16 protein-coding genes and 3 tRNA genes are annotated in these 24,648 nt (G+C 29.9%); 2 read left to right on the forward strand and 17 right to left on the reverse strand.

The window, feature by feature from the left end:
- Positions 1-114: 114 nt before the first annotated feature.
- Complete coding sequence (locus M6G78_RS01340) at positions 115-801, forward strand: hypothetical protein (protein ID WP_138268949.1); 687 nt, start codon at positions 115-117, stop codon at positions 799-801.
- 543 nt (positions 802-1,344) lie between these two features.
- On the opposite strand, the gene M6G78_RS01345 is transcribed toward M6G78_RS01340, so the two are convergent.
- The 3 genes from M6G78_RS01345 to M6G78_RS01355 all read right to left on the reverse strand — a co-directional run bounded on the left by M6G78_RS01345 (position 1,345) and on the right by M6G78_RS01355 (position 1,594).
- Positions 1,345-1,433: transfer RNA gene (locus M6G78_RS01345), tRNA-Leu, on the reverse strand.
- A 4-nt stretch (positions 1,434-1,437) separates the two neighbouring features.
- Positions 1,438-1,512: transfer RNA gene (locus M6G78_RS01350), tRNA-Gly, on the reverse strand.
- 6 nt (positions 1,513-1,518) lie between these two features.
- Positions 1,519-1,594: transfer RNA gene (locus M6G78_RS01355), tRNA-Val, on the reverse strand.
- Positions 1,595-2,041: 447 nt separating this feature from the next.
- Between M6G78_RS01355 and abc-f the strand changes: the two genes are divergently transcribed.
- Complete coding sequence (gene abc-f / locus M6G78_RS01360; protein ID WP_253229402.1) at positions 2,042-3,523, forward strand: ribosomal protection-like ABC-F family protein; 1,482 nt, start codon at positions 2,042-2,044, stop codon at positions 3,521-3,523.
- A gap of 821 nt (positions 3,524-4,344) precedes the next feature.
- Here the strand turns inward: abc-f and M6G78_RS01365 are convergent.
- From M6G78_RS01365 to M6G78_RS01430, 14 genes are all read right to left on the reverse strand, one after another.
- Entirely contained in the window at positions 4,345-4,707 is a 363-nt protein-coding gene (locus M6G78_RS01365; protein ID WP_253229403.1) for a YlbF family regulator, read from the reverse strand.
- Between the two features lie 21 nt (positions 4,708-4,728).
- Positions 4,729-6,585 carry a ribonuclease J gene (locus tag M6G78_RS01370; protein WP_253229404.1) on the reverse strand — a complete coding sequence of 619 codons (1,857 nt, stop codon included), beginning with the start codon at positions 6,583-6,585 and terminating at the stop codon, positions 4,729-4,731.
- Positions 6,586-6,596: 11 nt separating this feature from the next.
- A complete protein-coding gene (locus tag M6G78_RS01375) occupies positions 6,597-6,845 on the reverse strand; it encodes a DUF1292 domain-containing protein (RefSeq protein ID WP_253229405.1) in 249 nt (82 codons plus the stop codon).
- On the reverse strand, positions 6,846-7,280 hold the full coding sequence (gene ruvX, locus M6G78_RS01380; protein WP_253229406.1) for a Holliday junction resolvase RuvX: 435 nt from the start codon (positions 7,278-7,280) through the stop codon (positions 6,846-6,848).
- A 95-nt stretch (positions 7,281-7,375) separates the two neighbouring features.
- The gene (locus M6G78_RS01385) at positions 7,376-7,645 is read right to left on the reverse strand and encodes an IreB family regulatory phosphoprotein (protein WP_138268954.1); all 270 of its coding nucleotides are present in this window, start codon (positions 7,643-7,645) and stop codon (positions 7,376-7,378) included.
- A 73-nt stretch (positions 7,646-7,718) separates the two neighbouring features.
- Positions 7,719-10,340 (reverse strand): alanine--tRNA ligase, encoded by a 2,622-nt coding sequence (alaS, locus tag M6G78_RS01390; RefSeq protein ID WP_253229407.1) that lies wholly within the window; start codon positions 10,338-10,340, stop codon positions 7,719-7,721.
- A gap of 23 nt (positions 10,341-10,363) precedes the next feature.
- A complete protein-coding gene (locus M6G78_RS01395; RefSeq protein WP_253229408.1) occupies positions 10,364-11,527 on the reverse strand; it encodes a cation:proton antiporter in 1,164 nt (387 codons plus the stop codon).
- Positions 11,528-11,562: 35 nt separating this feature from the next.
- The gene (locus tag M6G78_RS01400; protein WP_171020614.1) at positions 11,563-12,798 is read right to left on the reverse strand and encodes an aminopeptidase P family protein; all 1,236 of its coding nucleotides are present in this window, start codon (positions 12,796-12,798) and stop codon (positions 11,563-11,565) included.
- 717 nt (positions 12,799-13,515) lie between these two features.
- Positions 13,516-16,746, reverse strand: a complete 3,231-nt coding sequence (locus M6G78_RS01405) for a GtrA family protein (protein ID WP_253229409.1) — start codon at positions 16,744-16,746, stop codon at positions 13,516-13,518.
- Between the two features lie 9 nt (positions 16,747-16,755).
- Positions 16,756-17,691: a glycosyltransferase family 2 protein gene (locus M6G78_RS01410; RefSeq protein ID WP_253229410.1), complete on the reverse strand. Its 936-nt coding sequence runs from the start codon at positions 17,689-17,691 to the stop codon at positions 16,756-16,758.
- Between the two features lie 149 nt (positions 17,692-17,840).
- Positions 17,841-20,624 (reverse strand): YfhO family protein, encoded by a 2,784-nt coding sequence (locus M6G78_RS01415; protein ID WP_253229411.1) that lies wholly within the window; start codon positions 20,622-20,624, stop codon positions 17,841-17,843.
- A 446-nt stretch (positions 20,625-21,070) separates the two neighbouring features.
- Positions 21,071-23,047 carry a sodium-translocating pyrophosphatase gene (locus tag M6G78_RS01420; protein ID WP_253229412.1) on the reverse strand — a complete coding sequence of 659 codons (1,977 nt, stop codon included), beginning with the start codon at positions 23,045-23,047 and terminating at the stop codon, positions 21,071-21,073.
- A 33-nt stretch (positions 23,048-23,080) separates the two neighbouring features.
- On the reverse strand, positions 23,081-23,314 hold the full coding sequence (gene secG / locus M6G78_RS01425; RefSeq protein WP_138269070.1) for a preprotein translocase subunit SecG: 234 nt from the start codon (positions 23,312-23,314) through the stop codon (positions 23,081-23,083).
- 328 nt (positions 23,315-23,642) lie between these two features.
- Positions 23,643-24,641, reverse strand: coding sequence for a GGGtGRT protein (locus M6G78_RS01430; RefSeq protein ID WP_138269069.1), 999 nt, complete (start codon positions 24,639-24,641; stop codon positions 23,643-23,645).
- Positions 24,642-24,648 lie beyond the last annotated feature (7 nt).

Consider the following 24,648-nt stretch of genomic DNA (forward strand, 5'->3'; position numbering starts at 1 on the left):
ATAAAAATATATATAAATTGATGTAAAATCTTTATAAATTAATAAGTTTTTAATTGAATTGGTACTTTTATTAATTATAATTTAAAATATAAATTGAAGAAAGGGCATACAAACATGAAAGAAATTAAATTTAAAGCAGATATCAATTTTACAAAATTCAAAAAAATTTTCAAGGCACAAAACAAATCATATTTTAAAAAACTTGGAATATTCTGCAGCATTTTTTTTATTCCTTTGTCAATAATTTCCGCTTATATATTCATAACAGAAACAACAATGCAGTTTTTTCTGTATTTTATTCTTTTCCTTGTTCTCGCAGCTTACGGAGCAACTCTTATATTTAACCCTTGTATAATTTTTGTAACAAGACGCAATATCGTAAAACAATGGTTTCGCCTCCATGGTTCAAAAAATTTGAATGAAAATTATAAAAATTACATCACAGTATATGAAATAACTCTATCACAATATGGCGTAAAGGAAATGTTTTCAAACGAAAATTTAATAAAATTACCATGGTTTATGTTTAAAAACAAATACGTTACAATTGATGAAGGAATTATATTTCCTTATGATGACGGTAAAAACAGTTCTTTGGCATATAACTTACTCGGAATAAATTATCTTTTAAGAGAAGAAAACACAGGCGAAACATTGTTTATTCCAAAGGAAATATTAAATCAATATCCGAACTTAACGAATGAAATTTCAAAAGCAATCGACAAATCGAAAAAAACATATTTAAAAACAAACAAAAACGAAGATGAAATAAACGAATTAAAAAAATGGCTCAAACAATAAAAACCGATTAAGGATAAAATCATGAAAGAATTAATCAATATAATGATAGAAAAAGATATGGGCGAACTGAACATAATGGTATTTGTTCCATTTATAATATTGATTATTTTGGGATAATGATTTTCTTTAAAATTTATTTAACAAAGGAAAAATCATTTACAAACAATTCCGCAAATTTTCTAAAATATCTTTTCCCCATGACAATAATATTATTCGTATTCGCATTTTTCATGATATCAAACGTAAGTTTGTTTGAAAAAGAAAAAAACTGGTATATTATAAATTTACCTATAACAAACAAATATGAAACAATAAACTCGTCCGGATCGGGAACGAGAAAGACAATATACTACGTAACAACAAACGAAAACATCAACATATCCGTCACAAAAGATTTATATGATAAGCTGGAAATAGGTGAAAACGTATATGTTCTAAAAGACAACGAAAACAATTCCTTAAAAATTTATTCCCAAAAGGAATATATATACAAAGGAACACGCATAAAACAAAAAAAACAGCCTAAAGCTGTTTTAATCTTAGTGGTGCCGAAGACCGGAGTCGAACCGGTACGATCGGTAAGGATCGCAGGATTTTAAGTCCTGTGCGTCTGCCAATTTCGCCACTTCGGCATAATGGAGCGAAAGACGAGATTCGAACTCGCGACCCTCGCCTTGGCAAGGCGATGCTCTACCACTGAGCCACTTTCGCATAAAATGGTGGTCGCAATAGGGCTCGAACCTATGACCCCCTGCTTGTAAGGCAGGTGCTCTCCCAGCTGAGCTATGCGACCGAACAAGATATATTATATGGTAACTTACCTTTTTTGTCAACATTTTTTTACTTTTTTTTTTATTTTTTTATTTAATAAATATTTGTATTGATTTTATTGAAAAAATATATATAATATTCTAAAAGAAGTAATACTTCTTTTTTTAATCCTAAAACTTGTATATCCATTTAACCGTCTACCCGTGATATACAAGCAGGCACCTTACGGTGTCTTTTTTATTTCCGATTGACAATACAATATTAAAATGTTATATTATGTGAAAAAAGGAGGATAATGAAAGAATGATTATTTTTTCTTGCTAATATTTATCAATATGCATAAAACAAATTTTAAGCGTTGTTTTTATGCAAAAGCAAGAAAATAATTCTTTCATTCAGTCCTTGTCGTATTACAAAACAGACCGAAGAATATTTTCTTGCGGTCTGTTTTTTTTAAGGAGGTATGAAAATGTCAACAATTAAAATACAAAATTTAACCTTCTCCCACGAAGGAAGTTATGAAAACATATTCGAAAACCTTTCGATAAATCTTGATACGTCTTGGAAACTCGGACTTATTGCGAGAAACGGAAGAGGCAAAACAACATTTTTAAAACTTCTGATGAACGAATACGATTATAAAGGCTCGATAAGCAAAAATATCGAATTTGAATATTTCCCGTTCGAAATTAAAAATAAAAACAGAATGTCCATCGAAATAATAGAAGACATTAACCCAAACTTTGAATATTGGGAATTATCAAAAGAGCTGAATATGCTTTCTGCAAAAGATGAAATAATTTATAAAAACTTTAACGAATTAAGTAAAGGAGAACAGGCAAAATTAATGCTTGCCGTTCTTTTTACAAAGCCAAACAATTTTTTGCTTATAGACGAACCTACAAATCATTTGGACGTTTACGGGCGGGAAACACTTATTAAATATTTAAATAAGAAGAAAGGATATATAATAGTAAGTCATGACAGAAATTTATTAAACAATGTAACCGACCATATACTTTCGATAAATAAAAACAAAATAGATTTACAAAAAGGTAATTTCGATTCGTATATGAAAAATAAAGAAAGAGAAGACAGTTTTGAAATATCCAAAAACGAAAAATTAAAAAAGGAAATATCACATATGGAAATGGCAGCAAAACAGACTTCTTCTTGGGCAAACAAAGTTGAAAAAACAAAATACAACACAAAAAACATATCCGGACTTAAAGTAGACAGAGGATACATAGGGCATAAATCCGCTAAAATGATGAAAACCTCAAAATCGATAAATAAAAGAATAAACAAAAAAGCTGAAGAAAAAAAATCACTTTTAAAAAACATTGAACATAGCGAAGACTTAAAAATATCCCCTATCTATTTTCATTCCGACAATTTCATAAGATTAAACCACATAAACCTGTTTTATGATAAAAAAGATATTTTAAGAGACATCACATTTCAGATAAGCAACAAAGACAGAATTATTCTTCAAGGGAAAAACGGAAGCGGGAAAAGCAGCATAATAAAATTAATAACCGACGAAAATATAAGTTATGAAGGAGATTTCTATAAAGCAAAAAATTTAAAAATATCTTATATTCCTCAGGATACGTCTTTTTTAAAAGGTTCTTTGGATAATTTTATAAAAGAAAACCAAATAAACGAAACCATATTTAAAACAAATTTAATAAAATTAAATTTTGAAAGAAAGGATTTCGGGAAAAATTTGGAAATAATGAGTCAAGGAGAAAAGAAAAAAATTTTAATTGCGAAAAGTTTATCCGAACAGGCACATTTATATATATGGGACGAACCTTTAAACTACATTGATGTTTTTTCCAGAATGCAAATAGAAAATTTAATACTCGCATATCTTCCCACGATGCTGATAATCGAACACGACAAAACATTTATAAACAAAATAAATACAGAAATAATAAAACTTTAAACCATTACTAGAATAAAATAAAGGGAAAAGACATAAAGGAAGTAAAAGCTCAATTGACTAGGAGTAGTAAGGTGAAGGTTAAAGTAAAATTAAAAAATATTTCTCCATATTCAAAAGGGCAACAAGTGAATAAAGAAGATATAGCTTATAATGCCAAATATAATTACTTAAATGAAAAAATTCGGGTAAAGTTAACTTGTATAATGTTGATATAAATGCCATTATGATTAGTGAATGCAATAATTCTTGCGTTTATGTAAACTATATAGATTATCTGGGCGTGGAACACATTGTTATTATCAGATGAAATATAAAATGATATTTTGTAGAAATTAATTAATCATGATTTATTTAGAAAACAAGTACAAAATATTTCAAGCGGTTCAGCAAAGTCAATGTATAATATATCTAAAGAAAGATTAAAAAATCTTTTAATATATTTATCCTAATAGAACTACAAAATCAATTTGCCGATTTTGTAAAACAAACAGAAGAAAGCAAAGAAAATATAAAGAAATCACTTGAAGAAACGCAGGTGTTGTTTGATAAGTTAATGCAAGATTATTTTTAGGGGGTGGGGTAACTTTTCCATCCGTAAAATGCGGGGAGCATTTTGCGAGATATTGAAAAGCGTTTAATCCTCTTCGCCTAGAAGCGTCCTTTTTATTCAACTTTTTTATGCGAGTAAAAAAATCGTGGGTTATTAAGGGTTGAAAACCCTTAAGGAAATTAAATATGAGGTTTATAAGGGGCTAAGCCCCTTAATAAATTTGTTATTCCACTAAAAAACAGCAAGCCAAACTTGCTGTTTTTTTATTTGATTATTTGCTCAACAAACCTTCTTTTAAAAATTCAACACCGGTATCCGTTGCATCTGCTATTGTCTTTTGAATGTCTTCCATAAGTCTAGCAAAATACATTTGAGATTCCAAGAAATCTTTAATGTCTGAAATATTTGACATTGTAGAATATAATAAGTTAAATTCACTTATCATTTTTTCGTCAGGTTGTTCACCTTTCATTTGAGCAACATAAGATTTATACTGCATATCCATAAAATCTTTAATCATCTTTTTATGCTCTTCGCTTTTATCAATCTTTTCACTTGCACTTTTGTATCTTTTGAATTCATCGCTTTCTTTTATAGCTCTTGCAAGTTCGTTTGCTTTATCATATACATTCATACTAAAATCCTCCTTTAAATGCTAATCTACTCTTACATACATAAGTATAGGTAAAATCATAGGTCTTCTCTTTGTGCTGTCATATAAATACTTTTCAAGATCATATTTCATATCAGCTTTAATACTGTTATAATCAAACAATCTGTCTTTGTATTTATCAAGAACCTTGTTTGCAATTTCCTTTGCTCCGTTTAAAAGCTCTTCGCTTTCTCTCATATATACAAACCCACGGGAAACTATCCCCGGTCCGCTTACTACTCTTTCTTTTGTTAAGGAAACAACAACAATAAATAGTCCGTCTTCGCTTAATTTCTTTCTGTCTTTTAATACTATGTTACCTACATCCCCTATGCCAAGTCCGTCAATAAGAGTCATTCCGTTTGGAACTTCTCCCTTGATTTTAGCCTTTTCAGGTCCGATTTCCAAAATATCCCCGTTTTTCATTACAAAGATATTTTCTTCTTTCATGCCAAGTTCCATAGCAAGTTCCTTATGCTTTGAAAGCATTTTGTATTCGCCGTGTGCAGGCATAAAATATTTGGCTTTGATAATGGAATGCATAAGTTTAAGTTCTTCTTTTTGAGCATGTCCGGAAACGTGTATTCCTTCCGCTCCTTGATAAACAACTTCAGCGCCAAGTTCAAACAAGCTGTTAATAACTTCGGCAACTGTCTTTTCATTTCCTGGAATAGGAGTTGCTGAAATAATAACAAAATCTTCGTTTGAAATTTTAAATTGTCTGTGTTCTCCGTTTGCCATTCTGCTAAGTGCAGCCATAGGCTCACCTTGAGAACCTGTTGTTAATATTACTACTCTTTCAGGTGGGTAATTATCAACTTCATTTAACTCAATCATTATGTTATCGTTAAATTTTAAATATTTAAGTTCTTTTGCTACCGATATAACATTGACCATACTTCTTCCGCTTATGGCAACTTTTCTTTTGAATTTTTTGGCAGCATCAAATATTTGTTGAACTCTGTGTACGTTTGTGGCAAAAGTGGCAACGATAATTCTCTTATCTATACCTTCTTTAAATAAAGACATAAAAGTTCTTCCAACACTTGCTTCAGACTTTGTAGCACCTTCTCTTTCGGCATTAGTGCTGTCTGCGATTAATAAATCAACCCCTTGTGCACCTATTGCAGCCATTCTTTGAAGGTTTATTTGTTGATTGTCAACAGGAGTATAATCAACTTTAAAGTCTCCCGTATGGAATACTTTTCCGTAAGGACTGGTTATATAAAGTGCGCAGCTGTCTGGAATAGAGTGGTTTGATGTTACGAATTCCACGCTAAAGCCTTTTACATGAACCGTATGACCTCTTTTTACGATATGAAGCTTTGTGCTTTCGTCAAGTTTGTGTTCAACAAGTTTATTTTTCAATAAACCCATTGTAAGTTTTGTTCCGTATATAGGAATATTGATTTGTTTTAATAAATAAGGTATTGCACCTATATGGTCTTCATGACCATGAGTTAAAAATAAACCTCTTATTTTGTTTCTTTTTTCTATTAAATAAGTAAACTCTGGAATAACAATATCTATTCCATACATATTTTCATCAGGGAATTTAAGCCCGCAGTCAACCAAAATTATATCTTCTTCAGTTTCAAAAACAGTAAGGTTTTTCCCTATTTCTCCAAGACCTCCAAGAGGTATTACTTTTAGTTTTCCGTTTATATTTGACACGTTATTCTCAGCTTTCTTTTGATTTTTGGTAGCTTTACGTTGAATATTATTCCTTTGTATTTTATTTTTGTTATCTTTATGCTCTAAATATTTACTCGAAGAAGAAAGCAGCTTTTTTTCTTTGCTTTCTATTCTTTTTACTCCCGATAAAGGAGTAGCTTCAAAATTATTTTTTCTAAAAGCCATTTCTTCCCCTATTAAAGCTCATTGTCATAATATTCACTTACTCTGTTAAATTCGTCTTCGTCAACAACTTCCATAACTACCAAATTTCCGTCTTCATCTTCATCAACTGTAAACAAATATGCATCTTCATCGTTATCTTCTTCATATAAAACTAAATATGATTTGTCTTCAAACTCAAACTCGTCTTCAACAAGGAAAGATATTTCTTTACCCTCCTCATCTTTTAAAACGATGACTTCTGTGTTTTTTTCTTCGCTCATTTAAAAACCTCCTAAATTATTATTATAATCAAGATATGACGATAAAATTATTTGTGCTGCCATCATATCAATAACTTCTCTTTTTTTTCTCCAGTTTACTCCCCCGGCTTCAAGGGCTCTTTCAGCCTCTTTGGTTGAAAGTCTTTCATCCCAAAGCTTAACTGGCACGTCTAATTCTTTTTTTAAAATTTCATAAAATTCTTCGGTGATTTGAGCTCTGGTACCTTTTTCTCCATTCAAATTAAGAGGATTACCTAAAATAACAAGCCCTGCGTCATAATCCTTGATGTGTTTTTTTATTTTTTCTATATCCTCTTGTATGTTTTTTGTTCTTTTTAAAACACATATACCCTGTGCGGTAATATGTAGTGCATCACTTACGGCTACCCCAATACGGGCTTCACCGTAATCAAGTGCCAATATTCTTTTATTCAATATATACTCCTTTTCCCCATTTGCAACTAAAACCTACTTATATTAAATAAGTAGGTTTTAATTAAATAAATCTTTAGTTTTCAAACGTACTGTATTTATTTTAAATCATTAAAATATTTTAATACTATTAATTCCAAAATTTCATCTCTTTCAACTTGTCTGATAAGTTTTCTTGCATCTTTATAAGAGGTAATATATGTTGGGTCACCACTCATAATATAACCTACCAACTGATTAACAGGATTATATCCCTTTTCCTCTAATGCTGTTTCTACTTTTTTTAATGTCTCTTCGATAAGTTTAGAACGATCGTTTTCTAAACTAAATTGCATAGTAAAATTACTGTTACTGTTATTTGTTCCCATAATATCACCACCTATATATAAATTTTAACCTATAAATTACGATTATTCAAGTTTTTTATTTATTAATTAATAATTATAATGTTTCTTTAATGAAATCTTTGGCATTATCAAGTGCCATATCGGCTTTAGAAATATCTTTAAGTCCGGCTTGAGCCATATCTGGTCTTCCGCCGCCGCCGCTTCCGATGCTTTGCGCTACTTTCTTGATGAATTGTCCACAGTTAAATCCACCTTTTACTGTTTCTTTATCGGCAGAACAAATCATAAATCCTTTTTCACCTTTAACGCTTACAAGGAATACGATAACTTTAGCTTCTTTGTCTTTTATTTTGTCGCTGAAATCTCTAAGTTCGTTCATGTCAAGACCGTCAACTTTTGCCATAACGCATTTAATACCATTTACGTCAAATGCTTCGTCAATGATATTTCCAACCTTATCTTTGTTAGCTTCTTTCTTAAATTTATCAAGTTCTTTTTCCAAAGATTTGTTTTTATTTATAAGTTCTTCTACTTTTTCAATTATATTATTGTTATTAAGTCTTAATTTGTCTTTTATTGTAAGAAGTTCATCATAATTTTTCATATTTTCTTCTATTGCAGCTTTACCTGTAATAGCTTCAATTCTTCTTACCCCGCTTGCAACTGAAGTTTCTGAAACAATTTTAAATAAACTTATGTCATTTGTGTTTTTAACATGACATCCACCGCAAAGCTCAGTTGAGTAATCACCCATTTTTACAACTCTTACAATGCTTCCGTATTTTTCTCCGAATAATGCAGTAGCACCAAGCTTTCTTGCTTCGTCAATGCTTGTTTCAAAATATTCAACTTTATCTTGATTTAATATTTCTTCATTTACTTTTCTTTCAACTTCTTTTAACTCTGCATCTGTCATTTTTTCAAAATGAGAGAAGTCAAATCTAAGTCTTTCACTGTCTACATAAGAACCTGCTTGGTTTACATGTTCCCCTAAAACTTCTTTTAAAGCTTTGTGAAGAAGATGTGTTGCAGAGTGGTTTCTTTGTATGTTTAGTCTGTCGGCTCTGTTTACTTTGAAGTTATATTCATTTCCTGCTTTTAATACGCCGTCTTTTACTAATACTTCATGAACGAATTTATCCCCGCTTTTTGTTACGTTTAATACTTCTCCTTTAAAGTCTTCTGATTCAATGATACCTGTATCATTTACTTGACCACCGCTTGTTGCATAGAATGAAGTCTTATCAAAAATAACAAGAGCTTTTCCTTCGTTTAACTCTTTAACCATTTCACCGTCTTTAATTATTTCGATAACTTTTCCGCTTCCGTTTAAATCTTCGTATCCGATGAATTTTGTGCTTTCAAGATTTGCGATAAAGTTTGTTAAATCCCCTTTATAACTTACTATATCTTTGCTTGATCTTGCGCTTCTTGCTTTGTCTTTTTGTTCTTTCATGGCTTTTTCAAAGCCTTCTTTATCAACTTTAATTCCCTTTTCTTCAAGGATTTCCATTGTAAGTTCAAGAGGGAATCCATAAGTATCGTAAAGTTTGAAAGCATCGTCACCTTTTAATGTGTCGCCTTCTAAGTTTTCCATTAATTCTTCGATTAAAGATAAACCTTCTTTTACGGTTTCGTTGAATTTTTCTTCTTCTATATTTATAAGTTTTAATATAGTTGTTTCTTTTTCTCTTAAAGCAGGATAAGCTTCTCCGGAAATTTCGATTACCTTTTTGGCAACCCCTTCCATAAAATGACCTTCAATACCAAGAAGTTTACCGTGTCTCATTGCTCTTCTTAAAATTCTTTTAAGAACATATCCTCTTCCTTCGTTTGAAGTTAGGATACCGTCACTTGCCATAAATACACTGCTTCTGATATGGTCTGTTATTACTCTTATTGAAATATCGTCTTTTTCATTTTCACCATATTTTTTACCTGATATTTCACAAATGTAATCAAGGATATATCTGATTGTATCAACTTCAAAAATATTATCAACCCCTTGAACGTATGCAGCAAGTCTTTCAAGCCCCATTCCTGTATCGATGTTTGGATGTTCAAGTCTGTTGTAGTTTCCGTCTTTGTCTTTGTCGAATTGTGTAAATACAAGGTTCCATACTTCCATGTATCTGTCGCAGTCACAACCTACACCGCAGTCAGGAGAATCACATCCGTATTCTTCTCCCCTGTCTACATAAATTTCACTACATGGTCCGCATGGTCCAAGACCGATTTCCCAGAAGTTATCATCTTTACCAAGTCTTGTAATTCTATCATCAGTTAAACCGATATCTTCTTTCCAAATTTGAGCTGCTTCATCATCATCTTCATAAACAGAAACATAAAGTTTATCTTTATCTATTCCTATTTTTTCTGTTAAAAATTCCCATGCAAAGTTAATTGCTTCTTTCTTGAAATAATCTCCAAAAGAGAAGTTTCCAAGCATTTCGAAGAATGTACCGTGTCTTGCTGTTTTACCTACGTTATCAATATCAGGTGTTCTGATACATTTTTGACAAGTTGTAACTCTCTTTCTTGGTGGAACTTCTTCCCCTATAAAATAAGGTTTCAAAGGAGCCATTCCTGAGTTAATTAAAAGCAGACTCTTGTCGTTGTGAGGAACAAGAGAAAAGCTTTCAAGTCTTAAATGTCCTTTGCTTTCATAAAATTCCAAAAACATTTTTCTTAGTTCGTTTAATGAGTATTTTTCCATATCTATCTCCCTGTGTTAGTATGTTATTTTATATCTCCTGATTTTTTAAGGCCCTGTGCCGTTAGGATAGGACCGACTATTTCAAAAACAAATGTTGCACCCATAATTATATTTAAAAACAGTGTACTGTATTCAGGCATCATTTTTGATGCCGCAACCGCGAGCCCTACTCCGACTCCGGCCATAGGCATAAGCCCCATTCCAAGATAATTCCTTGTAACTTTATCTGTCCTTGCCATACCGCACCCAAGAAAAGCACCAAGAATTTTACCTATAAATCTTGAAATTACAAAGGCTATTCCGATTGCACCTATACTTACTATTACATTTAAATCCAAACTGTATCCGGCAAGCACGAAAAATATAACGTAAATCGGGTTTACAGCTTCTTCCGTCATGGAAAAGACTTTGTCGTATCTAAAGCATAGATTAGCTATCACACTTCCTGTTGCCATACAAACAAGAATTGAAGAAAGTTCAAAATATGTACCTATTCCTGAACCTAAAAGAACGCTTGCACAAGCAACAATAAGCACTTGAGATTTATCCCTTCTGACTTTCTTTTCAATAAAGCAGAAAACAAGCCCTATAACTCCACCTACTATTAAAGATAATACAATCTCTTTTAAAGGAGCAAGTAAAGCAGAATTTATATTAAAATGTCCGCTTATCATTGACTGTGAAACTGCACATGCAATACTGAAAAGGAATAAACATACGGCATCATCAAGGGCAACAACCGTAAGAATTGTATTTGTAAGTTTTCCTTTTGCCTTATATTCGTTAATAACATTAACCGTTGCGGCAGGAGCTGTGGCAGCAGATAAAGCACCAAAGACTATTGATAACGGTAAATCTCCCGTTACAATATAAACTCCGATGGTTACGGCGATTATAGTAACGGTAGCTTGAACTATCGTTATTAAAATAACGCTTCCGCCAAGGCTTTTTATTTTATCCAAGTTAAAACTTTCCCCTATGTTAAAGGCAATAAAGCCAAGGGCTACATCTTGCAGAAATTCAAGTTCCAAAAGGATATCTTTTGGCAGAATATCTATAAATGATACTCCAAGGATTAAACCTGCAAGCAAATATCCCGTTACAGCGGGAAGTTTTAATTTTGAACACACTTTACTAATAGCAAATCCTACAAAAAGGAATAACCCAAGAGCCAATAATTCATCCATTTTTCTTCCTCAACTTTAGATGAAAAACTCTATTGTCACATCATATATGATTCTATTTCATCCGTTTCTTTCATAATATTCTTTGTTAAATTAATGTTTCCTTCTTTTGTTATTAAAATATTATCTTCAATGCGGATTCCAATTCCTTCTTCTTGTAAATAAAGTCCCGGTTCAACGGTAATAACATTACCGGCTTTAAGAGGTTTATCTTTATCGAATGGATCATGACAGTTAAGTCCTACAAAATGGGAAACGAAGTGATAATAATAATTATTTACTTCTTCTCTTTCTTCTATCAAACCTATTTTTTTAAGTTCCTCTTCATAAATATCAATTACAATATCGTTAAGTTCTTTTAAGGTTACACCTTCTTTTGCATTTTCAATAACGGTTTTGTTCGCCTTTAAAACGATATTATATATTATCTTTTGGAAATCAGTAAATTTTCCGTTTACGGGATAAGTTCTGCTTACGTCTGCACTGTATTTATTTACCGCACTTCCGCAGTCAAGAAGAACAAGATCTCCGTCTTTTACTTTATCCTTTCCTTTGATGTAATGAAGAGTAGTAGCATTTTTACCGCTTGCAACAATTGTCGGGAAAGGCAGTGTATCGCCGTTTTTCCTTGTAATATAATCAATTGTAGCGGCAATTTCAGCTTCTTTCACACCGGGTTTGGTAATCTTCATTGCCATGTTTATGGCATTTTTTAAATTCTTTGCACCTTTGTGAATACAATGCACTTCGTATTCACTTTTTACTTCTCTAAGTTCATTAAGGCATCTTTTGATATTATAAAATTCCAAGTTATCAAATACTTTATACATTTGTTTAAACATTCTAAGGTTTAAGTTATAATTCTCGCTGGTATTTGTATCATCCAAAGCAAAATAAATCTTCTCTAAAGTTTCATCATTGCCAAGTTCGTTTATATATTCTTCAAACTCATCAAGATAAAAAACATCTTCCATGTCGCTAAGTGCCATAACTTCAGGAATAGATAATTTTATCCCCGTCCATTTTGAAGAATACTCGTTGTTTTCAGGAATAAATAATTGTTCTTTTATTTCCTTATCATTCTTTGTTAAAATAAGCACACAGTCTTCTTCGTCAATGTTTGTAAGGTAATAAAAATCTCTGTTTACTTCAAATTCATAATCATTTCCGTTTTCACTTCTTACAAGTTCTCCGGAAAAGAAAACCGCAGCCGAATTATCGTCCATGTATTCAAGTACTTTTTCTCTTCGTTTTTTTAAATTTAGATTATTCATAACCTGCCTCATTTACCTTTATAATAACTAATTTATTTTACCATAGTAAAAAAATTTTATCAATATTTTAAACTTCTACATTTGCCCTTTTATCAATATTTTTCCATATATAAATCATATTGTAATACAATAACTTAAAAATATCAAACATACAAAATTTATTAAATTAAAATCAATATATATTTATTTATAAAAACCTCTTATTTAGTTAAATCCCAAATAATATTAAATTAAAATTTAGAAAAAATTTCCAATATATATATTTGTTTTTGGGGAAAAATTAATATAGAAAAAACAAAGGAGAAATAAAATGGCTAAGAAAAAAGAAAACAAAAACAATAAGCAAAACATGAATAAAAACGAACAATCTTATAACAACAAAAACGAACAAAAACAACAAAACAAAAACGATAAAAATTGTAAATAACTAAAAAAGACACTTTAAAAAGTGTCTTTATTTTTTTCTTTAAAAATAAACAATTTACTAAAAATATAATTTAAAATAACAACAATTATACTTACAGTTACTTTAGCAACCATTCCCTCAATACCCAATAAAATACAATTTAAAACAATATATGCAATTTTTATTATACTTATAAAATATTACAAAACTATATATTTTTTAATTAAAAACAAAATAACAATAAAAAATATTGTCATTTTATCATAACTGTAAACTATACAAACTTACAAAATTTTCTCAAAAAAAGACTCTTAAAGAGCCTTTTTCTTTTTATCAACAAATATATAAATCAAACACCCTAAAGCCGTAATTAATGTAATTATACCCCCTTCTTTAATCCCTGGAGTACAGTATTTAAACACTACTTCATTTGCCCCTTTTTGAAGTTCAACTCCCATAGAATCAACGTTTGCCTGTAATACATCAACTTCCTTACCATTCACATACGCCTTCCAGCCTTTTGAATAAGGAATAGATAAAACCCCTATTTTATCTTCTTTCGTATTTACATTTAAACTTACTGTATTTCCTTTTATGGTAAAGTTTTCTACCTTATCTTCCTTTAATTCATTTACATATTTATCATAGTTATCCATAGACTGAGATACTACTTTTAAATCAGAGAAGTTAAATTTTCCTTTTTTCGTAAAATTAAGTTTAATTTCATGTTCTCCATCTTCATAATATCCCAAATTTAATACATAATCATTTATACCTACATAATAAGTATCCGTTGTAGATCTAATAATATACTTATCATTATATTTTTTTGAAGAATCTATATATATTTCTATGTCTGATTGAGTTTCACTTGAGGATAATAGATATTTAACCTTATCTTTTATACCTGCATTTTTCTTTTCTTTTTTTTCAATAACTAAATTTAAATCATCTAAAACTAAATATGTTTCACTGTTTTTAATAGGTTTTATATTTAATGTTATAGATGAATTATCCTTTTTAACATTTATGCAATCATCTTTTAATTCTATATTTTTTTCATTATATTGGGCATTTTGTAATATATCTTCAAAATTCATAATAATTTTTGATTTAGGATATTTTTTCTCAGTTTTCAAATCAGTATTTTTTTCTAAATACACGCTTTGAAGCATAGCATATTCTCTATCATATACACTTAATGAATTTAATTCATTAGTGCCAATAGCCGAATCATAAGTATAAAAAAGTCCTAAATTATTTGTATTTTCATATAAAGTTTTATCATCAAATTCTTTTACTTTTTTATAGTCTTTAAAAATGTCATGTTTATTATTATCATATGCAATATAATATTTTACCCCTTTAAGTTCATTACTTATAAGATGGTTATCATATCCATGATTACCGGATAAACTAATTTTTGCCAGCATACCGGTAGAAAAGAAATAATCTACAGAATGTTTATTTTGTATACTAAAATAAGATGAAAGTCCGTTTATATTATTAATTAACCCATAATTTAATCGTTCTTTACTACTGGATACTCTGTATATATTTTCATCATTTTGTTTAATAAAATCATATGCATCATTATAAAGTTGTGCCTGTAAACTTTTATTTGTTTTCTTATATTCTCCCATATATGAACTTCCTAATGGAGTATAAAGCAAATAGGTACTCATTACAATTTGAAATCCATATATTAAAATTAATATTAAGTTTATATTTTTTATACAAATTTCTTTGTTAATGGCAAATGCAATAAAGAAAAAGCTCATACAAATAAATAATAAATTATATATATACATTTCATTATTTAAATCAACAACTTTTATAATTGCATTTATAAAAAAGTTAATTAAAAATAAAGTTATTAAAATAACATATGAATATTTTAAATGCTTATGAATTAAATATTTTATATCACATAATATATAGAAGTTTATAAATGATATTACAAAAGATACAATAAAGCACCATCTATTTGATACATAGCTAAAACCATTCATAATATATCCAAATAAAGGAAATAGAATAACAATAAATAAAATAATCAAAATATATTTTAAATATTTTGCAGCTTTACTTTTTTCTTTAAAAACAAGAAAAGTTGTAAATATCATTATTGTATTAAACCCTAAAAAAGTCCACTCTCCTATACTACCTGCAACAAACATATATTTAAATATATTTATATAGTAACTTATATTATAAAATAATGTTAAATTAGAAACCTGCCCATTTGCCCTTGCACTTCCTAAAAAACCAATTAAAACAGGTAGTAAAATTATTGCAGATAACAATATACCTATAAAGTAATAAAAAAGGAATTTAAAGAAATAATATACTAATTTTTTTAAAAACAATCCTTTTTCTTTATAAATATACATTACTCTTATAAAAGCATAAATAATAGTAGCAATTGTTAACATATATAAAAAGTAAAAACTGCTTATTGCACTTATTGTTATCATAATTATAAATAAATATGGTTTTTTACCTCTTAAAACATTTTCTACTCCAATTAATATTAAAGGAAGATATATCATTGGATTTATAAAAAACGGATGTCTTATTGATGCATATAAAGAATATCCACAAAAAACATACCCAATGGCACTTAAAATTGCAGACATTTTATTTTTATTGAATTTAAAACAAAATAATATAAAAAATAATCCTGATAAATAAAGTCTAAATACAATAAGAAAAGAATACATATAACCTGTATACTTTTCAGGTGTAAATATATAAAATACATTTAAAATATCACCAAGAGCATAATAATTAAGAGATGTTAAAATATCATACCCCGTTCCTACTGTTAAATCCCACATAGGAATTATAAGTTCATGATTAAAGATTAAATTTTTTATTATATCTCTAAAATAATTACCTAAATATGCTGCGGATGCATAATGCTGAGTAAAGCCATCACCGGCATTCATACCTTGAGTATCCCAAATTAATAATCTTCCGGTTACAATAAAAGGAAGGAAAACAAATAAAGCTGAAACTAAAAATAAAACAGTATACACAACATACCATCTTTTATACCATACTTCACTATCTTTAAGATTATTCTTCTTATTTTCTTTTACTATCTCTCTTTTTTCTTCTTTTTCCTCTTTGTTCTTAAATACAAACTTTGTAAAGAAATAATTTAAAATAACTACTATTATCGCAACTGCTACCTTAACTACCCCATCATTTAACTTTATAAGCTCCACGCCTAAAAATAAAAGAAATGTCTCTATCAAAAAGGAAAATCCCCTTGAAGAGGTAAACATAATAAATTCTTTTATATAATTTAACAGTTGTGTGTTATTCGCATTAAATACGTATTTTTTATTTGTAAAAAACGCAAAAATAACAGCACCTATCCATGCTATAAAATTGCTTACAAGATAATTTATAGATAATACATTCGTAAATACAAAATATATTACAAAATTTACAAGTGTCGTAAGACCCCCAAAAATTATATATAAAATAATTTCTTTATATTTTTCATATAAACCATTAATTTTTTCTATCATTATTTTCTCCTATTTTTCTTCTTCCTTCGCTGTTTTTGATACTATATATCTTGGTCTGCCTTTTACTTCTTCATAGATTTTTGCTATATAGTATCCTATTATTCCAAGGGATAGCATAACGATAGCTCCAAGTATCAATATTAAAAGTATTACTGTTGTAAAACCACCAAGAGCAATTCCTACAAAATATTGGTATACGGCTCTAATTCCAATCACTATTGCTAAAATACAAAATATTATTCCTGCAAAAGAAACTATCTGCATAGGAGCTGTTGAAAATGTCGTTATGTTTCTAACTGCATATTTAACAAGAGAAGAAAATGACCATTTAGATTCTCCCCCGATTCTTTCCTGAACCTCAAATTCTACATATGTTGTCTTATATCCTACCCATGATGATAAAGCTCTAAAAAACAAATGTCTTTCAGGTAAACTTATTATTGAGTCAACAACTTTTCTGTCCATTAATTTAAAATCTGATGATGTTGACATGTCTATACCTGTAGCATCTGATATTATCTTATAAAAACTTTTTGCACCTATTTTATAAACAATGCCTTCTTTTCCTCTTGAAGCTTTTATCCCTTCAATTACTTCATATCCTTCAAGCCATTTTTGATACATCTCAACAAGTGTTTCAGGCGGATGCTGCAAATCCGAATCCATTACTGCAACGCAGTCTCCTTTTGCATATTGAAGTCCTGCAAAAATAGCTGCTTCTTTTCCAAAATTTCTTGAAAAACATATTCCATCTATACAATCATATTCTTTTGATATTTTTCTTATTTTTTCCCATGTGTCATCTTTTGATCCATCATTTACAAATAGAACTTTAAATGGTATATTTGCTTCTTTTAAAATATTTACGACAACTTTCGCTGTATTTTCTATTATTTCAGATTCGTTATACGCAGGTATAACTAATGACATAGTACCACTATTCATGTTTCCCTCTTTATTCTTTAATTTAGAAATTTATAAAATTCATAATTTATTCTATACAAATATAAAGATTTTGTCAAATTAATAAAAACAATAAATGTTCGTTTAAAAATAGTTTAAATTAAACTTATGTTGCTTTATTAATATAAGTTTTAAATATTTCTTTTCTTTTTATTAATAAAAATATAAATCATACATAAAAATGCTGTAACAAGCGAAACAATAGCCCCCACTTTAAGCCCCGGAGTACAATATGTAAACACAACCTCATTTTCACCTTTGTTTAACTCTATCCCCATAGAGTCAATGTTTGCTTGTAAAATTTCTACTTCTTTACCATTCACATAAGCCTTCCAGCCTTTTGAATAAGGAATTGATAACACCCCTATTTTATCTTCTTTCGTATTTACTTTTAAACTTACTGTATTTCCTTTTATGGTAAAGTTCTCTACCTTGTCTTCTTTTAACTCATTTACATATTTATCATAATCATCCATAGGCTGAGATACTACTTTCATATCGGAAAAATTATACTCTCCTTTTTCATCAAAGTTAATCTTTATGTTGTGCAACCCATTTTTATAATACCCAAGATTCAATACATAATCTTCTATACCAAAGTAATAAGTATTATCAGATGTTTTTATGGAATATCTAAAAGAACTCTCTTCGCTTCCGTCAATTTTTATGTTCATGTAAGAATATTTTGCAGGGGTATAAAGCAAATGTCTTATCTTTCTCTTTAAGGAAGCATCTTTACTAATTTCACTGTCTAAATTTAAGTCAAAATCATCTATTACAAGATAACATTCACTGTTATTTACATCTATATTAAAACTAAGGTCACTGTCATCTTCCTTTACTATTATTTTGTCCTTTTTAATTTCTATTTTGTCTTTGTCATGCTTTGCATTTTCCATTATATCTTCTACATCTAATAAAGTCTTTGAAGAAGAAATAATATTATCATTTGAAACTATACTGTCTTTATCCAGATAAACGCTTTGAAGCATTGCCATTTCTCTGTCATATATATTTAAAGAATTAAATGTGCTTTGATTAATAGCGCTGTCATAGGTATAAAATAGCCCAAGTGCATTTTCGTTTTTATATACTTTGCTGTCTTCATATTCCTTTATAACCTTGTAATCTTTATACAAATCGGCATTATAATTTTTACCTGCAAAATACTTAACTCCTTTAAGTTCATTGCTTATAAGGTGGCAGTCATAACCGTGATTACCCGATAATGTAGCCTGTCCAACCTGACCGGTTAAAAAGAAATAGTTTACGCTGTTATTATTTTGAACGCTGAAATAAGAAGAAAGACCGTTTATATCGTTTATAAGTCCGTAATTCAGCCTGTTGTTGTTTATATCAACTCTGTATAATTCTTCTTCATCAATGCTTTTTATATAATTAAATTCCTTTTGGTTTATGGCACTATTTAACTTATCATAAGACTTAAACTCTTTAGGATAATTTAGAGTAAAAGGCGAATATTTTATATAAGCAGAAAAAGGAATTTGTATAAGAACAATAATAAGTAAAGCCATATATATGGTTTTTACCCTGTACTTTCTGTTTTTAATAAAAAACATGAATACAAATCCCATAAATATAAAGATATAATTAAATAAAACATATTTTATATCTTTATCTAAGTATATATATAAAACTGTCAAAGAAATATTTAAAAACAAAACAACACCAAGAAATATATTTATAAACTTAATGTTATTTTTAAAATTCTTCAATTCTCCCATTATATAAACACTTATAAATGATATGACAAATGAAAAAATAAAGGTCCATCTGTTTGACACAAAACTAAATCCATTCATTATATATCCAAAAAATGGAACTAAAAGAGAGATAATACAAATGCTTAATATAAACTTTAAATATTTTCCCTTTTTGCTTTTGTCTTTATATATAATCCCACCGCAAATAATACTTATAATATTAAATCCTAAAAATGCCCAAAGCCCTATATCATTAGCAGCAAACATATTTTTTATAACGTTAATATAATAACTTAAATTATAAACCAGTGTCAGATTGTTAGCCTGACCGCTCTGCCTTGAGCTGTTAAAAAAAGATATTATAACAGGAAGAAAAATAACTGCCGAAAGCAGAATGCCAATAATATAATAAAAAAGGAATTTAAAGAAGTAATATCTAAGTTTTTTTAAAAACACTCCTTTTTCTTTGTAAATATACATTACTCTTATAAAAGCGTAAATAATAACGGCAATGGTTAACATATATAAAAAGTAAAAATTACTTATAGCGCTTATGGTAACCATTATTATAAATAAATAAGGCTTACCTCCTTTAAATACTTTTTCAATGCCTAAAAGAAGCAAAGGAAGGTATATCATAGGGTTTATAAAAAATGGATGACGAATAGAGCAATACAAACTAAACCCGCAGAATACATAGCATAACGCCCCAATAATCACAGGCGTTTTCTTCATTTTAAAATTAAAACAGAAAAATGAAAAAAATAATCCCGATAAATAAAGTCTTAAAAATATAACAAAAGAAAAGGTATATCCCATAAATTTTTCCGGTGTAAATATGTAGAAAATGCTAAGTGGATCTCCAAAAGCATAATAATTAAGAGATGTTAAAACGTCATACCCCGTTCCGATACTTAAATCCCACATTGGAATAACCAGTTCGTGACTTTTTAATAAATTAAGTATTATATCTCTAAAGTAATTACCAAAATATACGGCAGAGGTAAAATGCTGAACAAATCCGTCTCCGGTATTAAGCCCTCCCGTATCCCATACAAAACTCTTACCGCTTATAAAAAACGGTAAAAAAATAACGAAACACAAGGATAAAAAAATAAAGGTATAAACTACATACCATCTTTTATACCATACTTCTTTATTTTTTAATTCTTTTCTATTGTTATTTTCCATGCTTTTCCCTTTTATAAAATTAATTTTGTTCAAAACTTATTATCTAAATTTCTCATTAAAACTATATATTTAACAAATCAAATAATTATTTAAATATAATTTGATTTAGAATAACATATGGATTATAACAAAAAAAGTAAAGGCATTTTCCTTTATTTCAAAGGATTTACTTTGCTTTTACAAAGAATATACATAAATAAAAAAAGACTCCCTCGAGTCTTTTTTATTATATTAATTAAATTTAACCCTAAAATAAAATGACAATAGTAAATATATCTTACTACTTTCCATTTATAATATGTTAAATCGAATAATAAATTTTAAATATAATTTTTACTTTAATTTATCACTACTTCTACAATAAAAATATATTAAATTTATATTATTAAAATACAATCTAAAATTACAATAAAAAAAAGCCTCTATAAAGAGGCTTTAATTTTCTATTATATGAACAATGGAGCAAATACTAATGCAACGATTGTCATTAATTTGATTAAGATATTTAATGAAGGACCTGAAGTATCTTTGAATGGGTCACCTACTGTATCCCCAACTACTGCAGCTTTGTGAGCTTCACTACCTTTACCGCCGTGAGCTCCACCTTCAATATATTTTTTAGCGTTATCCCAAGCACCACCTGAGTTAGCCATTTGAATAGCCATTAATACACCTGTTACAAGTGCACCTGCAAGAAGACCACCAAGAGCTGTTGCACCAAGGAAGTAACCTACAAGTAATGGAACTACTACTGCAAGAAGACCAGGAACGATCATTTCTTTTAATGCAGCTTTTGTAGAGATTTCTACACATGTAGAATATTCTGGTTTAGCTTTACCTTCCATGATACCAGGAATTTCTCTGAATTGTCTTCTAACTTCTTCAATCATTTGGTTAGCAGCTTTACCAACAGCTTCCATTGTGATTGCTGAGAATACATAAGGAAGCATACCACCGATGAATAAACCTGCAATAACTTTTACATCAAGTAAGTCAATAGCTTTGATACCAACAGCTGTTGAGTAAGATGCGAATAAAGCAAGAGCTGTTAAAGCAGCTGAACCGATAGCGAAACCTTTACCGATAGCAGCAGTTGTGTTACCTACACTATCAAGTTTATCTGTAATTTCTCTTACAGAATCATCAAGTTCAGACATTTCAGCGATACCACCAGCGTTATCAGCGATTGGACCGTAAGCATCAACGGCAATTGTCATACCTGCAGTTGAAAGCATACCAACAGCAGCAAGAGCAATACCATATAAACCTTCTGTTGATAACATATAAGAAAGTAAGATAGCAGCTACGATTAAGATAATTGGAATAGCAGTTGACATCATACCAACAGCAAGACCAGAAATAATTGTTGTAGCAGCACCTGTTTCACTTTGACTAGCAATTTTCTTAACTGATTTGTAATCTTCAGATGTGTAAACTTCTGTAACTTTACCGATTAAGATACCACAAACAAGACCGGCAATAATTGCATAGAAGTATGTAATATCTTTAAGTAAAGAAGTTGTTAAGAAGTAAGCAGCGATAATTACAAGAATACCACTTACATATGTACCAAGATTTAAGCTCTTATGAGGGTCAGCATTTTCTCCGCCTTTAACGAATAAAGAACCGATAATTGAAGAAATGATACCAACTGCAGCAAGAGCCAATGGGAACATAACAGCTTCCATGCTTCCAAGTAAAAGTCCACCAAGAGTCATAGCAGAAATAATAGAACCAACATATGATTCAAATAAGTCAGAACCCATACCTGCAACGTCCCCTACGTTATCACCTACGTTATCAGCGATAACAGCTGGGTTTCTTGGGTCATCTTCCGGAATACCGGCTTCAACTTTACCTACAAGGTCAGCTCCAACGTCAGCAGCTTTTGTATAGATACCACCACCAACTCTACCGAATAAAGCGATAGAAGAAGCACCAAGACCAAAACCTGTGATGATGTTTACATCAGCAAAGATCATGTATACGATACTAACACCGATAGCACCAAGACCTACAACACATAGACCCATAACGCTACCACCGTTAAAAGCAACTTTTAACGCAGCCCCCATGCCTTTGTCTTTAGCAGAAGCAGCTGTTCTTGAATTAGCTTTAGTAGCAACTTGCATACCAAAGAAACCAGCTAAAACTGAGAATAAAGCACCAATTAAGAAACAAACTGCTGTTTCCCAACCTATTAAGCCAAATAAAATAGCGAATAATACTACAGCAAAAACAACGATATATTTGTATTCACTTGTTAAGAAAGCCATAGCACCTTCGTGAATGTGAGATGAAATTTCTTTCATTCTATCTGTTCCTTGATCAACTTTATTGATCGAAGAAGCAAGATATAACGCAAAAAGAAGCGCTATAATACCCGCAACAGGGGCAAAAAACATTAAAGTTTCAACACTCATTTTTCTCCTCCGAAATTAATTTTATATATTGTTTTATTTTGTTAGAAGGTCAAAAACAAAAATTGATATAAAAAATACTACTGCTGATATTAAAGTAATCTTATTTAAAAGTCCTTGCATACCATGAGCTTTTTTCTTACCAAATAAACCTTCGGCACCGCCTGAAATAGCACCACCCATGCCTGCAGTAGAACCTTCTTGCAATACTACACTTGCAATTAAGCCAAGGCTTGATACTATTATCAACACCAATAATACTGTTTCCATTTTATCCTCCTAAATATAAATCTTGCAGTTTAGTATTATATCATACAAACCGCCTAAATCAAAGTATATTTTTATTTTTTTGAATAAATTTTTTATATTTTTTTCATAAATCCCTTTAAATATGCAAAATTTATGTTTTCCCTTTGATTTAGATACTTTTATTTATTTAATTATAATATTTTTTTATATTCCACAAATAGATTTTATAAATTTTATATATTTTTTTCATAAAACAAATCACTATTTTTCAAATTTTTATTTTATCTAAACTCTTACAAATAAAAAAAGATACCTTATACAAGGTATCTTTTAATTTACTTTAACAAAACTATTTACTAGCTTCTTCGATTGCAACAGAAACAGAAACAGTTGCACCAACCATAGGGTTGTTACCCATACCGATAAGTCCCATCATTTCTACGTGAGCAGGAACTGATGAAGAACCGGCGAATTGAGCGTCAGAGTGCATTCTTCCCATTGTATCTGTCATACCATAAGAAGCAGGACCTGCAGCCATGTTATCAGGATGAAGTGTTCTACCTGTACCACCACCGCTGGCTACTGAGAAGTATTTTTTACCTTCTTGGATACATTCTTTTTTGTATGTACCTGCAACTGGATGTTGGAATCTTGTTGGGTTTGTTGAGTTACCTGTAATAGATACATCAACACCTTCTTTGTGCATGATTGCAACACCTTCTCTAACATCGTCAGCACCGTAACATCTTACTTTAGCTCTTGGGCCGTCAGAGTAAGCTGTTTCGTTAACGATTGTTAATTCTCCTGTGAAGTAATCAAATTGAGTTTGAACATATGTAAATCCGTTGATTCTTGAAATGATTTGAGCAGCGTCTTTACCAAGACCGTTTAAGATAACTCTTAAGTCTTTGCTTCTAACTTTGTTTGCTGAGTTAGCGATACCGATAGCACCTTCAGCAGCAGCGAAAGATTCATGACCTGCAAGGAAAGCGAAACATTCTGTTTCTTCAGAAAGTAACATACTTGCAAGGTTACCATGACCAAGACCTACTTTTCTGTCATCAGCAACAGAACCAGGAATACAGAATGCTTGTAAACCTTCACCAATAATTTTTGCAGCTTCTACAGCAGTAGTAGCTCCTCTTTTAATAGCAAGTGCCGCACCTACTGTGTAAGCCCAACATGCGTTTTCAAAACAAATAGGTTGGATTCCTTTTACGATACCTGCAACATCGATACCTTTATCATCACAGATTTGTTTAGCTTCTTCTAATGATTTGATACCGTCTTTATTTAAAACTTCTTCGATTTGTTTAATTCTTCTTTCGTAACTTTCAAATAATGCCATTTTATTT

The sequence above is a fragment of the Anaerofustis sp. NSJ-163 genome (assembly GCF_024135845.1).
Lineage (GTDB): Bacteria > Bacillota > Clostridia > Eubacteriales > Anaerofustaceae > Anaerofustis > Anaerofustis butyriciformans.

Coding starts and splice junctions, on each gene's coding strand:
- abc-f (WP_253229402.1), top strand. CDS start 2,042: ATGTCAACAATTAAAATACAAAATTTAACCTTCTCCCACGAAGGAAGT.
- M6G78_RS01340 (WP_138268949.1), top strand. CDS start 115: ATGAAAGAAATTAAATTTAAAGCAGATATCAATTTTACAAAATTCAAA.
- M6G78_RS01415 (WP_253229411.1), bottom strand. CDS start 20,624: ATGGAAAATAACAATAGAAAAGAATTAAAAAATAAAGAAGTATGGTAT.
- M6G78_RS01410 (WP_253229410.1), bottom strand. CDS start 17,691: ATGAATAGTGGTACTATGTCATTAGTTATACCTGCGTATAACGAATCT.
- M6G78_RS01395 (WP_253229408.1), bottom strand. CDS start 11,527: ATGGATGAATTATTGGCTCTTGGGTTATTCCTTTTTGTAGGATTTGCT.
- M6G78_RS01430 (WP_138269069.1), bottom strand. CDS start 24,641: ATGGCATTATTTGAAAGTTACGAAAGAAGAATTAAACAAATCGAAGAA.
- M6G78_RS01365 (WP_253229403.1), bottom strand. CDS start 4,707: ATGAATGTATATGATAAAGCAAACGAACTTGCAAGAGCTATAAAAGAA.
- M6G78_RS01375 (WP_253229405.1), bottom strand. CDS start 6,845: ATGAGCGAAGAAAAAAACACAGAAGTCATCGTTTTAAAAGATGAGGAG.
- alaS (WP_253229407.1), bottom strand. CDS start 10,340: ATGGAAAAATACTCATTAAACGAACTAAGAAAAATGTTTTTGGAATTT.
- M6G78_RS01370 (WP_253229404.1), bottom strand. CDS start 6,585: ATGGCTTTTAGAAAAAATAATTTTGAAGCTACTCCTTTATCGGGAGTA.
- secG (WP_138269070.1), bottom strand. CDS start 23,314: ATGGAAACAGTATTATTGGTGTTGATAATAGTATCAAGCCTTGGCTTA.
- M6G78_RS01420 (WP_253229412.1), bottom strand. CDS start 23,047: ATGAGTGTTGAAACTTTAATGTTTTTTGCCCCTGTTGCGGGTATTATA.
- M6G78_RS01400 (WP_171020614.1), bottom strand. CDS start 12,798: ATGAATAATCTAAATTTAAAAAAACGAAGAGAAAAAGTACTTGAATAC.
- M6G78_RS01385 (WP_138268954.1), bottom strand. CDS start 7,645: ATGGGAACAAATAACAGTAACAGTAATTTTACTATGCAATTTAGTTTA.
- M6G78_RS01405 (WP_253229409.1), bottom strand. CDS start 16,746: ATGATAGAAAAAATTAATGGTTTATATGAAAAATATAAAGAAATTATT.